12 protein-coding genes are annotated in these 13618 nt (G+C 37.9%); all 12 read right to left on the bottom strand.

Annotated elements, in window-relative coordinates; genetic code table 11:
• Positions 1–115 precede the first annotated feature (115 nt).
• The gene (dnaI, locus tag ACIP9G_RS16085) at positions 116–1051 is read right to left on the bottom strand and encodes a primosomal protein DnaI (RefSeq protein WP_340826441.1); all 936 of its coding nucleotides are present in this window, start codon (positions 1049–1051) and stop codon (positions 116–118) included.
• 15 nt (positions 1052–1066) lie between these two features.
• The gene (locus ACIP9G_RS16090; RefSeq protein WP_401020665.1) at positions 1067–2440 is read right to left on the bottom strand and encodes a replication initiation and membrane attachment family protein; all 1374 of its coding nucleotides are present in this window, start codon (positions 2438–2440) and stop codon (positions 1067–1069) included.
• 18 nt (positions 2441–2458) lie between these two features.
• Positions 2459–2929 (bottom strand): transcriptional regulator NrdR, encoded by a 471-nt coding sequence (gene nrdR / locus ACIP9G_RS16095; RefSeq protein WP_172772392.1) that lies wholly within the window; start codon positions 2927–2929, stop codon positions 2459–2461.
• A 398-nt stretch (positions 2930–3327) separates the two neighbouring features.
• Positions 3328–4350, bottom strand: coding sequence for a glyceraldehyde-3-phosphate dehydrogenase (locus tag ACIP9G_RS16100; RefSeq protein ID WP_340823097.1), 1023 nt, complete (start codon positions 4348–4350; stop codon positions 3328–3330).
• 583 nt (positions 4351–4933) lie between these two features.
• The gene (gene coaE, locus ACIP9G_RS16105; protein ID WP_401020667.1) at positions 4934–5527 is read right to left on the bottom strand and encodes a dephospho-CoA kinase; all 594 of its coding nucleotides are present in this window, start codon (positions 5525–5527) and stop codon (positions 4934–4936) included.
• Between the two features lie 13 nt (positions 5528–5540).
• Complete coding sequence (gene mutM, locus ACIP9G_RS16110; protein ID WP_401020669.1) at positions 5541–6413, bottom strand: bifunctional DNA-formamidopyrimidine glycosylase/DNA-(apurinic or apyrimidinic site) lyase; 873 nt, start codon at positions 6411–6413, stop codon at positions 5541–5543.
• 12 nt (positions 6414–6425) lie between these two features.
• On the bottom strand, positions 6426–9053 hold the full coding sequence (gene polA / locus ACIP9G_RS16115; RefSeq protein ID WP_401020671.1) for a DNA polymerase I: 2628 nt from the start codon (positions 9051–9053) through the stop codon (positions 6426–6428).
• Between the two features lie 197 nt (positions 9054–9250).
• The gene (locus tag ACIP9G_RS16120; protein ID WP_401020673.1) at positions 9251–9682 is read right to left on the bottom strand and encodes a DNA polymerase I; all 432 of its coding nucleotides are present in this window, start codon (positions 9680–9682) and stop codon (positions 9251–9253) included.
• Between the two features lie 271 nt (positions 9683–9953).
• Positions 9954–10955 (bottom strand): protease modulator HflC, encoded by a 1002-nt coding sequence (gene hflC / locus ACIP9G_RS16125; RefSeq protein WP_401020675.1) that lies wholly within the window; start codon positions 10953–10955, stop codon positions 9954–9956.
• On the bottom strand, positions 10955–11962 hold the full coding sequence (gene hflK / locus ACIP9G_RS16130; RefSeq protein WP_401020678.1) for an FtsH protease activity modulator HflK: 1008 nt from the start codon (positions 11960–11962) through the stop codon (positions 10955–10957). The genes hflC and hflK overlap by 1 nt, the downstream gene beginning before the upstream one ends.
• A 417-nt stretch (positions 11963–12379) precedes the next feature.
• On the bottom strand, positions 12380–13093 hold the full coding sequence (locus ACIP9G_RS16135) for an LrgB family protein (protein ID WP_340823087.1): 714 nt from the start codon (positions 13091–13093) through the stop codon (positions 12380–12382).
• Positions 13090–13455, bottom strand: coding sequence for a CidA/LrgA family holin-like protein (locus tag ACIP9G_RS16140; protein ID WP_401020680.1), 366 nt, complete (start codon positions 13453–13455; stop codon positions 13090–13092). Before ACIP9G_RS16140 ends, ACIP9G_RS16135 begins: the two co-directional genes overlap by 4 nt.
• Positions 13456–13618: the final 163 nt, after the last annotated feature.

Consider the following 13618-nt stretch of genomic DNA (forward strand, 5'->3'; position numbering starts at 1 on the left):
GATGACTTCCCTCTCTAAAAGCTGTTACACAAAATTCATGTCCTCATCATTGCATTGTGATATATAGTATATGTGACAGTATACGCTCGATTGTCGTAAAATGCAACTGCCAATATTATAAACGTCGATTTTTGCCACGCATTTCAATTGGTTCTGTTAAAGCTTTAATACGTTCCATAATACGTCCAGCTTTCACAACCTCAATTCCTTTTTGGGACTGAGCTAAATGATGTTCTAATTCATCATAATTAAAATTGGAAGTAATGAATGTTGGCAATTGCTCTGCCATTCGATAATGGAAAATAGTACCCAAGATTTCATCGCGCGTCCAAGCTGACATCGTTTCCGCTCCTAAATCATCAAGCATTAACACTGGCGCCTTTTTCACATAATCTATTTTGTCATTTAAAGTATTGTCACCGATAGCATTTTTCATTTCACGTAAAAATTCAGGTACGAAAACAACGACTGAACGAATCTTCTTTGAAGCTAGTTCATTAGCAAGTGCACCAAGCACAAAGGATTTTCCTACACCGAACTTTCCATATAAATAAAAACCTTTCGTTGGAAGCTTCCCTGTTTCCTCTGTTTTCTTAACAAACTGTGCCGCTCTTTGCGCAATAAGGACACGAGATTCATCATCAATCATTAAATCTTGGATTGTCGCCTGAAGCACATCTTTCGGCATATGCATACTGGCAATCATATTAGCAACATCACGACGTTCATCCTCACGTACCTTTTGTTCACAGCGTACGTAATCAATTTCTACCGTATTGCGTACTACACGTAATGTTGGAATAAAACCTTTTAAATAGTTTGTACAATGTGCTGTATTATCGCAGCCACAGCAAACAGTAGATTGACTAATAAATTCATGAAGCTTTGGTAAATTGCGTTCGACGGCATCATAGCTAAGCTCTTCAGCATGCTCTGCTAAAAAAGCTTGCACTCTAGGGTGTTCTAAAATTTCTCTACGCATCGCTTCATATCGCTCTTGAAATGATGGTACATTAATTGCTCTTTTTAATGGCTTGTTAATTGGTTCGATTGCCATTCACCTACCTTACTTATCGCTTTTCCCTAGCATTGCTAATATTTTTTGACGCTCTTTTTCAAAATCCATTGCGCTTGAAGAAGATGCGCTTTCTTCGGGTTGCTCATTGCGTTTATAAAACCACTCAGGCACCTTTTCCTTACGCTGATTGTCTACTCGACCTTTAGCATATTGGTTATTTTTAGTCGGCGTCTGTGGTTTATTTTTCCACGTTGTATATTTATCATGTTCTTGGCGTGCAAGCTCCATTGCTTCCTTCGCCGTCTTAATATTTTTTCGTACCCAATGGTCGGCAATCGTTTCTACATACTTCTTTGGTAGCTTCATATCCGTTGAGAGCATGACATACTCAAGGAGTGCATTGACTACGCCTACTGGCATACCATGTTGGACGATTAAGCTCTCAGCTAGCTGGACAGATGTTTGCAATGGTTCTTTCCCATTATTAATATCTCGTAACACTTGGACAGGAGGTGTTGATTCTAAATAATGTTGCAACTCCTCATCCTTCGTTTTTTGAACAGCATCTTCCTCTACTGGGGAAGCAAATACTTTTGCAAGCTTCGGTGGCTCTTTAGAAACTGTGAGTTTATAAAAATCAGCTGCTGCTTTTCGCAAACGTTCTAATGAAATACCTAAATCATCATCAAGTGCTAAAATAACAACTTTTTGCATATCCAACGCAGTTAAATGATATAAGAATGCTAGTTTCGCAATTGTTTCGCGCACTTCAAGCGTCAATAAATTTGCTGGTACTAACTGGTCAGATAAACCTGCCTGTAACAACTCAAAATCAAATTGCTCAAAATAAAACGGATAAACTTTTTGCGAATTTTCTTTGCTTTCAATCCCACCTTGCAGGTCTGTAGGTATATTGGTGTTGACTGGTTTAAAAACATCCATAAAGGCACGTGATACATCTTTAAATTCTGCACCTCTTACAGGTTGAATAAAACGTTGGCGCAACTTCCGATACGCCTGTTCTCCAATTTTACTAAACAAAAACATAGACAATAGTGGATCTTTCATAAAGCTATCTGCATCAAGAGGGCGCATGAGCTCATATACAAAGCATCGCTGTTCTTGCTCTTCTTTTTTCCATGTTCGCAATAAACCGATTGCTTCAAGGGCAATACGCGCTTCGAACACTTTGCCTATTGGCAGCCCGAGCACATTCATTAAATAATAATGATTCATTTGCTGTCTTGGCATTTGCTCTGCTTCAGCCCATAACGTTAAATAAAGACTAATTGGTTCAGCACCAGTTAGTGGTTGATAAAATAACGTTACTAATTGACGTTCCATCGTGGAAAGCGCATGAGGTAGACGAATGTCAAAAGTATCTGCTGGTTGCAATTCTTTATACAAATGAATCAACGTCATTCACCCTCTCTGTTTTTCCTATGATTTTTGCTCTGTTTGACGTTGAATAATTTCTTTTATTTCCTCGATAAAAACATTGATATCCTTAAACTGACGATAAACCGAAGCAAAACGAACATAGGCAACTTCATCGATTTTTGCTAAGCGGTCCATCACCATTTCTCCAACATCCTCTGATCGTACTTCAGCATTTCCAATACGTCGAAGGTCTTTTTCAATAGACATTACTAGTGCCTCTAATACATCTAGAGCGACAGGACGTTTCTCACAAGCACGAATAAGACCGCGCAAAACCTTCTCGCGGCTAAATTCTTCCCGCGAGCCTTCTTTTTTCACAACGACTAACGGTGTCTCTTCAATTTTTTCAAACGTTGTAAAACGAAAGCCACACGACTCACATTCACGACGTCTACGTATTTCTTTATTATCATCTACTGGCCTCGAATCCACTACACGTGTTCCGTTAAATTGGCAAGAAGGACATCTCATATTTTTACTCTCCTGATTCCACAACAATTTGATATTTATATTATAACAAATTTCCTACAAGTAAGAAAAGCTCATTCATCCAACCGGAGTATGGCAGATGCTTTCAGACCTAGAACAGTGTACATTTTCCCTCATTTTCTTTTCAGCAAACAACGTACTAGAAGCGTCTTGAATAAGACGAAAACAACAAAAAAATGCTTTTGCAATTGCTAATCCGTTCCCAAATAAAAAGTTCATGCACACTACTGTCGGAACGCACGCAATGTAAGCAGCAGTAGACGACGACTTACATCGTGCCCACGGAAAGCGAAGTGGATTTTTACACTTTAGAGTCAAATAGTAAGCTTATAAAAAAAAGCACATTGAAACCATTAAGATTTCAATGTGCTATGACTTCATTAAGCGCTAACTGTTTCTAATGCTTTTGCAACTTTTTTCACTAGGTCTACAACACGTGCAGAATAGCCCCACTCGTTGTCGTACCAAGCAAGTACTTTCACTTTACGATTTCCCATTACCATTGTGGAAAGACCATCAACTGTTGATGAGAAAGTTGTTGTGTTGTAATCAATAGATACAAGCGGCTCGATTGAGAAGTTTAAAATGCCTTTCATTGGCCCCTCAGTTGCAGCTTTCACAAATGCAGCATTTACAGAATCTACTGTAACATCAGTATTTAAATCTACAACAAGGTCAACTAATGATACATTTGGTGTTGGAACACGAAGTGCCATACCGTGAATTTTACCTTCCAATTCAGGTAACACTAATTTTAATGCTTTTGCGGCACCTGTTGAAGTTGGAATAATAGATTGTGCACAACCGCGCGCACGACGTAAATCTTTATGTGGATTATCTAAGTTTTTTTGGTCATTTGTATATGCGTGAACTGTTGTCATTAAACCGCTTTCGATACCAAATGTATCATTTAACACTTTTGCTACTGGTGCTAAGCAGTTTGTTGTACAAGAAGCATTTGAAATTACGTCATGTTTTTCAACATCAAGCTTTTCATCGTTTACACCTAAAACAATTGTAACATCCTCGTTTTTACCTGGTGCTGTTAAGATAACTTTTTTTGCGCCTGCTTCAAGATGCATAGCTGCTTTCTCACGATCATTGAATTTACCAGTTGCTTCAATTACAATATCTACACCCATTGTAGCCCATGGTAATTTTAATGGATCACGTTCGCTAATAATTTGGACATGTTTACCATTTACAATTAAAGCATCGCCCGCTGGTTCAATCGTACCTTCGAATGTTCCGTGATTTGTGTCATACTTAATCAAATGTGCTAACGTTTCTGCTGGGTAGCTTGCATTAATTGCAACAATATTTAAACCTTCCTGTACGATCGCTTGGCGGAATACCATACGTCCGATACGTCCGAAACCGTTAATAGCAACTGAGACTGTCATTATAAAATCCTCCTGTGAGTGCATACTCATATTCATTATATACTTTATGATGCTTTATGCTAATTAGTATAACACAATTTCAAAAAAGATGAACATTATATATCCATAATAAAAAAGTTCTTATTTTCTGAAAAATAGAACCTTTTTAGAAATGAAAAAATTCAGTACTTCATCCTTATTATTTCGCATAAAAGCAAAAAAATGCGCAGCAATTATCGCTGCGCAAAAGAATGCATTTGGCTACTACCGTTGATTTCCGCTCTGGGCAGGCGCTTTCCGCGGGCACACCGTAAGCCGCAACCCTCGCTACGCGCGGTCTGTTGCGTCTTACGTTTTGTGCGTTCCCGCAGGAGTCGCCTGCCCTCCGCTCCAATCAACTAAACAACGTAAATCGTGTTTTGCTAACTTAAAAAAACGATTATTCAAATATGAAAAACATCTTTATAAAGGGGATTTGATCAAATAGGATGTTCAATTGGGTAGTTGAATGACATTTCAATTCTAAAAAGACTAAAAAAATAACAAGAGACATCAAGAGTAAACTTCTTGATGCCTTTGACAGTACTATTATCCCCGCACTTTTCTAAAGTACGCCCCAATGAGTAAGAATCTTAATTAACTGCTCTTCTGTTTGCTGTAAATTTTCATTGTTATAAATGACAGCATGTGCACTTTTTTCTTTCACAGACATCGGTAACTGCGAATGCATGCGTGCTAACGCATCTTCTTTTGATAATTGATTGCGCTCCATTAATCGTCGAAGCTGCACCTCTTCGCTAACTGAAACTACAAGTATGCGCTCAACAAAATGCTGCAATTTGCTTTCGAACAGTAATGGAATATCCATTACGACATATTTTTGTCCTGCCTCTAAATATGCATCACGTTGATGGAGCATTTCCTGACGAATAGCAGGATGCATAATATCATTTAAAATTTTTCGTTTCGCAGGCTCATGGAAAATAATATCCCCAAGCTTTGGACGATTTAGATTGCCGTCATCAAGCAAAATATCTTCACCAAAATTTTGAACAATGAGTGCTAACGTTTCCGTTCCTGGTTTTACCACATCACGTGCAACAACATCTGCATCGACAATCGGTAAACCAAGTGCTGTCATCATTTTTGCGACTGTACTTTTGCCACTCGCAATACTTCCTGTTAGTCCGATAATCATAATTAATTCCCCTTTAATGTTGACAATTTGGACAAAATACAGATGTACGTCCACCAATTGTCATTTGACTCGTCTCTGTACCACACACCGGGCATATTTTCTTTCCATACATTTGTAATCGGTTTTGCATGCTCCCTGCTTCACCGTTAATATTTCGATAATCCGAAATTGTCGAACCTCCTGCTTCAATGCTTTGACGCAGAACGGCAACAATTGCATCAAAAAGTGCACGTTTACGCTTTTCACTTATGCGGTTCATTTTGCGGGCAGGGTGAATTTTTTGTGCAAACAGCGCCTCTGTGGCATATATATTGCCACAGCCCGAGATAACTTGTCCGTCCATAATTACTTCTTTAACAGCCTTTTTCTCATATTTCGGTAGCAATGATTTAGCTATAAAATAATCGCTCGCAGCCGCATCAAACGGTTCAGGCGCCATTTTTGTTAGTGGTGCATGATCTTCTATTTTCGTTAAAAACCGCAGCTCACCAAAACGACGAATATCAGAGTATATTAAATAGCCGCCGTCAGCCATTTGAAAAGTCGCATGAATATGCTTTTTAAATTTTTCCTCATTGATATCTTCAGGAGTGTCCACAATAAACCATGCACCTGTCATGCCTAAATGACTGACCAAAACATAGGACAATTCCTCTTTCATCAAATGAAAAAATATATATTTTGCACGACGCTCAATTTTCGTAATCTTCATTTGAGATAATGCCATCTCAAATGCATCCGGCTCAGCTTGCTTCACTATACATTGCTTTCCTTCATCATAAGAAAAGCGAATAACTTCTGAAAGCTGTACCTGCTTTATTGTGCGACCTTCAATTTCTGGCTTTAATGCCTTTACGACACCTTCTACCTCTGGTAATTCAGGCATTGTAACCCCTCCTTACTTTGCATCGTACCATGTTGCCCCAAAGTCAAAGTCCACTTTCAAAGGAACATTTAGTTCAATGGCATTTTCCATTACTTCTGGCACGATTTTTTCTAGTAATGCAATTTCTTCCCTAGGTGCTTCAAAAATTAATTCATCGTGTACCTGTAGAAGAAGCTTTGCTTGCATGTTTTCCTTTTTCAAGCGTGCATCCATATCTATCATTGCTTTTTTAATAATGTCTGCAGCACTTCCTTGAATCGGTGTATTCATCGCTGTACGCTCCGCAAAACTACGTAAATTGAAATTCGAACTTGTAATATCCGGTAAATAACGACGGCGATTTAATAGCGTTGTGACATAACCATTAAACTTCGCATCTTGTACAATTTCATCCATATATTTTTTAACACCTGGGAAGCTGGCAAAATATTTCTCAATAAAAATAGCTGCTTCCTTACGTGTAATATCTAAATTTTGTGATAAACCATAGTCACTAATTCCATAAACAATCCCAAAGTTAACTGCTTTAGCAGCCCTACGCATATTGCTATCAACTTCTTCTGCAGTAACATGGAAAACATCCATAGCTGTACGTGTATGAACATCCATGCCTTCGCGGAAAGCTTCCACTAAGTTTTTATCCTCAGACATATGCGCTAAGACACGCAATTCGATTTGTGAATAGTCAGCCGAGAAAAGAATCCAATCTTCTTGTGATGGCACAAATGCCTGACGTATTTTACGACCTTCCTCTAAGCGTATAGGAATATTTTGTAGATTAGGATCTGTTGAACTTAGACGTCCCGTTGACGTTAGTGCTTGCTGGAAGCGTGTATGCACTTTACTGTCCGCTTCATGAATTTCTTTTAGCAAACCTTCAATGTAAGTAGATTGTAACTTACCAAGCTGACGGTACAATAAAATATGCTCGATAATGGCATGTTCAGGCTTTAATTTTTCCAACACATCAGCCGCTGTGGAATAACCTGTTTTCGTTTTTTTAATGACTGGCAACCCAAGCTTATCGAAAAGTATAACGCCTAACTGCTTTGGTGAATTAATATTAAACGCTTCTCCTGCTTCAGCATAAATTTCCTGCTCAATAACGACTATCTTATTACTCAACTCTTGCCCCATCGTTTCAAGTGTTGAACGATTCACTGTGATGCCTTCGCTTTCCATCTCGCTTAAAATCGAAGCCAATGGTAGTTCTAGGTTTTTATACAAGTCAAACTGTTCATTTTCCTTTAGCAATGCCTCTAGCTTAGGTTGTAATTCCCACACAGCAAACACTTTTCGACTGGCATGTTCAGCTAAAATTTCGATAGCAGGAATAGCACGTTTTGCTCCTTTTCCATAGACCGCCTCATTAGCTTGCACTTCACGATATCCAAGGTCTTTTGCTAGTGTAGCCACATCATCACCGCTAAGTGCCGGATTATTGATATAAGAAGCTAGCAATAGGTCAAACTCGACACCTGCTAAATGAATGCCTACTCGTTTCAAAGCTGCCTGAGCTGCCTTCGTATCTGAAATATATTTAGTTTTAGTTGCATCCTCTAGCCAACGACGAAGTTCATCTGATGTAGAGACCACATCGAATGGCACATAAAACGTATCAGTACCATCAGTTAATGCGATACCTAACTGCTGACATGTATGATAATGCTCGTCCTCTAACTCTAAATGTATCGCCATGACATCCTTTAATTGCTCTGGCTTTACCTCTTGTATAATGTCAAAGTCAAATGGAGCACGATGTTCTTCTTCCACAGAAAAATCACTTTTTTCAAGTAGTGATTTGAAGCCAAGCTCTTGCCACACACTAATTAACTCTTCTTCATTTGGCCCACTGTAAGCAAGGTCATTAAAAGTTACTTCAATTGGCGCCTCTGTAAAAATTGTAGCAAGCTTTTTACTCATAAGTGCCTGTTCTTCATTTGCAACTAGCTTTTCTTTCATCTTTGAAGCTTTTAGCGTATCCATTGCTTCATATAGTGCCTCAACTGAACCATGCTCTTTTAGCAATTTAACAGCTGTCTTTTCTCCAACACCAGGTACCCCAGGAATATTATCTGAAGCGTCCCCCATGAGACCCTTCATATCTATAATTTGAAGAGGTGTTAAGCCATACTTTTCTTCAATAAATGCGGGCGTATTTTTTTCAATTTCAGTAATACCTTTTTTCGTAATGTACACTGTTACCTTCTCTGTTGCCAGCTGTGTAAGGTCGCGATCTCCTGACACGATAATTACTTCCATATCCTGTTGTGCAGCTTCTTTTGCTAATGTTCCTATAATATCGTCGGCTTCGTACATTTCAAGTTCATAACGCTTAATCCCATAAGCATCGATAAGTTTACGAATATAAGGAAACTGCTCTGATAGTTCTGGTGGCGTTTTTTGGCGGCCACCTTTATATTCTGTAAATGTATCGTGACGGAACGTCGTTTTACCTGCATCAAAAGCAACGAGCATCTTCGTCGGTTGCTCTTCCTCTAAAATTCTTTGCAACATTGTTGTAAAGCCGTACACAGCATTCGTATGAATACCGCTATCATTCGTTAGTAATGGCAACGCAAAAAATGCACGGTAAGCTAAACTATTACCGTCTAGTAATAGTAATTTTTCCTTAGTCATTTTATTATCCTCCTGAAGTCGTCGTTCTTTTAATTGTAAAACGAAAACGTATGTTTGAAAATGCTCTTTCCTCTACTTTATCGGGAAAGTAAACTTTTTACCAATCATAGGACGCATATCAGATAAAAAATTCATGTGTATTTTCTGCTAAATCCATAAAAAAAGTCAATTGCAAATTGCAATCGACTCACCTACTATTATTGACTTACATTATTAACTCTTTCTTTACGGTGGAATATTTCCTCATAAATAACTGTCATAATGAAGGCATTCATAAAAGCAATAACGAAAAATAAAGGCATTCCACCTAGCTTTAAATGTGTTAGCCCTGTACTGAATACCATAATCACACCGATTTGTGATAAGAAGAAAATAAAGCCAATTCCAACTTGCCATATTGGACGTTTTTCTTTACGTTTCTCGTACCAGAACATTTTTTTGAAAACTTTTCGTACATCCTCTGCAATGACTAAACCTAATAAAAACAAAATTACAAAAAATACCGGAATATAATAAACACTTTTCGTCACCCATGCAAAATCAGTTATACGAAAGAAAAGTGTAAAAAGCGATGCAATACTACAAGCAATCCCTAAATTTTGGAGCCACGTGCTAAAATATAATTTCACAGCTAATACCCCCATTTGTTATTTCTAAACATCATCATTTTATCAGAAAATAGCAATCTATAACACCACCAATTATTTGTTTGCATTATTTTCTTTGTTTTGGTGCCAGGCACTTTAAACGGAACAAAAGAGAAAAAGTGTTAGAATGACGGCCGTCAATCTAACACTTTTTTTGCTAACAGTTGATGTCTACTATGGGGGTGCTTTCCGCAAGAGTCACCAACTCCACTACCATCAACTAATGTATTAAACCCCTGCAAGGATTACAATATTACTCTATATAGCCTGATAATAGTTTTGCATATGGTGAAGTTGAAGGCAATATGATGACCGTATCTTCACCAACTGTTTTCTTATATGATTCTAATGTGCGGTATAGTGAATAAAATTCAGGATCTTTCGAAAATGAGCCATTGTAAATTTTCGCTGCCTCCGCTTCTCCTTCCGCTTGAATCAATGCCGCTTCTTTGTTGGCTGTTGCTAGCATTTCTTGCACTTCTCTATCTGTTTGTGCTTCAATACGGCGTTTATCCGCATCACCTTCTGATAAATATAGCTGTGCAGTAGATTGACGTTCAGATACCATACGCGTAAATACAGACTGCTCATTTTCTGCTGGCAAGTCTGTTCGACGAATGCGCACATCTACTACTTCAATACCGTACTTATCGTTTAGTAATAGTTCATTCACACGTGCTGTCACACGGTCATTTAAACTGCCTCGTGAAGAGTTTTCATCATTAATGATTTCATCGTATCTTAGTTGACCAAGCTCTGTTCGAATAACCGAATAAATAAACTCCGCCATCCTAGATTCCGCCTTCGTTAGCGTTCCAGCATTGGAGATAAGCGCTTTCGGATCTGTAATACGCCACACAGCATAGTTATCAATTATGATACGTTTTTTATCCTTTGTATTAATTTCTTCCTCTGAAATATTATAAGTTAATTGATTTTTCGGAAGTGTTGTCACTGTTTGAATAAAAGGCACCTTCATTTTCAAGCCTGGATCACGTTCAAACTTTACAACTTCACCGAACTGTCGAACTACTGCATATTCAGATTCTTTTACAATATACACATTAGCAAAGAGAATAACCGCAACAGCAAAAACAATCGTTAATGTTACAACAAGAGAAATGTACTTTTTAGGATTTAATGTGCCCTTTTTTGACATCTTAATTACCTTGTCTCCATCACTAGAAGCAGTATTTTTTGATTTCCCCGATAAAAAACTTAGAAATTTTTCAAGATCTTTATTTTTCTGGTCCATTAATTACCGCTCCCTTCTTTTTTCTCTGGCGTTGATTGTTGCTCTGTTTGTGCTTGTTGTTGTGTTGGTGCTTGTTGTTGTGTAGTTGGTTGTAACGCCTGTAGTGGTAAATACTTCATCGTACTACCATCATCGTTCATAATATAAATTTGTGCCTTAGGTAACACATTTTCAAGAGTTTCTAAAATTAAACGTTCGCGTGTAATTTGTTGATTACCTTTGTATTGCTCATACATTTTATTGAAAACTGCTACATCCCCATGTGCTTGTTCAATACGTGCTGTTTTTGCACCATTTGCTTTTGAAATAATCGCATCTTTTTCACCATTCGCTTCACTAATTCGTTGGTTTTTGTATTTTTGAGCTTCATTCGTTTTTGTATTTTTTGTCTCACGTGCGTCTGTTACGGCTGTAAATGCTGCACGTACCTCTGCATTCGGTAATTCTACATCCTGCAATTTAACACCTAATACACCAATTCCAATATCATATTTGTCTATGAGTGAAACAAGTAATTCTCTTGTTTTTGCTTCAATATCTGCTTTTCCATCTGTTAGCGCAGCATCAATAGTCGAACTACCAATTATGGAGCGAATCGCGCTTGATGTAGCGCTATGTAAAATTTCTTCTGGATTTTGTGCATTAAATAAGTACTTACGAGGATCTGTAATTTTCCATTGAACAACAAGATCTGTTAGAACAATATATTCATCACCTGTAATCATTTTCGTTTCTGCATCAAAGGCTTCCAATTCGCCTTCTTTATTTTGCTTATAACCAAACTGTAAACTGAATGTTTCTCTCGATAAAATCTCAACTGATTGTACGGGCCAAGGTAATTTAAAATGTAAGCCTGGATTTGTGACCATCTCATCAGCACGACCAAATGTTATAACAACAGCTTGCTCCGATTCATCGACTGTGTACCACGAAGTAAATACAGCGATAAGTGCTACAATGCCGAATATCCCAAGTCCCACCATCATTAGTGTCTTTTTCACACTCATGTCTGTTCCTCCCTTTTGCTTAGTACTATTGTATACGGTATAGCTTTTAAAAAGATTCAAAATAATTTCATAAAGTAAACTCAGACTATAGACAAAGAAAAAATACTGCAGGTGATTTCTGTTCCGTGCGGTCGCTTTTCGCGGGCACACAGGAGTCTGACTAGCACGGAAATTGTTTGAGTGCCTGGTACTTAGCATGGATACCTACATAATGGCGGCTTCTAAATTGTAAAAATCCACTTCGCTTTCCGCGGGCACACACGTAAGCCACAACTCTCGCTGTCGCGTGGTTTGTTGTGGCTTACGTTTTGTGCGTTCCCGCAGGAGTCTTCGTGGATTTTTACTTGGATAACCCTACTGAAAATTTCAGAATTGTTTGTGTGCCTGGCACTTATAAAAGAAAAAATCCTGTCGCCATTAAGGCAACAGGATATTCATAACTAGGTGTTCTAATACTGGGAAAAATGTTGTTGATAAAACAATACTTATTAGGGCGGCTACAATCATCGCTAAACTAGCAAAGGTACCTTCTAGTTCTCCTAATTCAAATGCTTTTGATGTACCAGTGCCGTGAGCACCCATCCCAAGCATTAAGCCTCTTGCAGATGGCTTTTGGAAACGACATATTCGAATAACGATTGGCGCAATCAAACTACCTAATATACCAGTTGTCATTACAAAAACAGCTGTAAGAGTAGGTGATCCTCCTATCATATTGGAAATATCCATCGCAATAGGAGTAGTGACCGAACGTGGCACTAAGCTATGAACAAGTTCATCATTTAGTCCAACAACGCGTGCAATGATAAATGATGAAGCAATTGCAACAGCCGACCCGACAGCAATGCTAAAAATAATTTCAAAAGCATGTTTTTTTAATAGATTAAAATTTTTATAAATCGGTACAGCGAATGCAACTGTTGCAGGCCCTAATAAATTGGACAAAATATTTGCCCCTGCATTATATGACGCATAAGATGTATCGGTTAATAGTAACAATACAATAATAATTAATGGGCTAATCAATATCGGAGTAAGCCATTCTTTAGGAAACTTTTGATAGAATGCTTTGCAAGCATAAAAAATAGCAATGGTTCCTAGTAAACTGATGACAGCAATAACTATACTCATACAGCGTCACCCTTCTTTCTCTCTAACCACTGTGCAGTAAAACCCGTCACTAACATCACGACGAATGCACTTACTACAATAACAACTACAACTTTCATGCCTTGTATACCGATTAACGCATCATAATCAATGACGCCTATCGCTGAAGGAATGAAAAACAATAACAATTCACTAAGTAATAATCCTGCCCCTAACTCGATCCATTCTAGTTTAATAAGATGAAACTGTAATAGTAAAAATAATAAAACAAGCCCAATTATACTACCTGGAATCGGCAAGTGAAGTAAACGCGCAATACTATTTCCTATAAATAACACTATATAAAGATAGCCAATTTGCACGAAACTTTTGACGATTTTCATGGTCAACCTTCTCTCAATTTTTTATGCTACTATACTTTACACCTAAATCAACGATGTGTAAAACAGAAAAGAATCCATTTCCCCAAAATAGGAAATAGATTCTTTCTGTGGTGAAGCTAAGTAGTAACCATAAAAAATCTTCATACAAGCATAGTTAGATTTC

Origin of the sequence: Lysinibacillus sp. NPDC093197 (assembly GCF_044754025.1) — a bacterium.
Classification (GTDB): domain Bacteria; phylum Bacillota; class Bacilli; order Bacillales_A; family Planococcaceae; genus Lysinibacillus.

Coding starts and splice junctions, on each gene's coding strand:
- ACIP9G_RS16090 (WP_401020665.1), bottom strand. CDS start 2,440: ATGACGTTGATTCATTTGTATAAAGAATTGCAACCAGCAGATACTTTT.
- nrdR (WP_172772392.1), bottom strand. CDS start 2,929: ATGAGATGTCCTTCTTGCCAATTTAACGGAACACGTGTAGTGGATTCG.
- ACIP9G_RS16100 (WP_340823097.1), bottom strand. CDS start 4,350: ATGACAGTCTCAGTTGCTATTAACGGTTTCGGACGTATCGGACGTATG.
- coaE (WP_401020667.1), bottom strand. CDS start 5,527: ATGATTATCGGACTAACAGGAAGTATTGCGAGTGGCAAAAGTACAGTC.
- mutM (WP_401020669.1), bottom strand. CDS start 6,413: ATGCCTGAATTACCAGAGGTAGAAGGTGTCGTAAAGGCATTAAAGCCA.
- polA (WP_401020671.1), bottom strand. CDS start 9,053: ATGACTAAGGAAAAATTACTATTACTAGACGGTAATAGTTTAGCTTAC.
- hflC (WP_401020675.1), bottom strand. CDS start 10,955: ATGGACCAGAAAAATAAAGATCTTGAAAAATTTCTAAGTTTTTTATCG.
- hflK (WP_401020678.1), bottom strand. CDS start 11,962: ATGAGTGTGAAAAAGACACTAATGATGGTGGGACTTGGGATATTCGGC.
- ACIP9G_RS16135 (WP_340823087.1), bottom strand. CDS start 13,093: ATGAGTATAGTTATTGCTGTCATCAGTTTACTAGGAACCATTGCTATT.
- ACIP9G_RS16140 (WP_401020680.1), bottom strand. CDS start 13,455: ATGAAAATCGTCAAAAGTTTCGTGCAAATTGGCTATCTTTATATAGTG.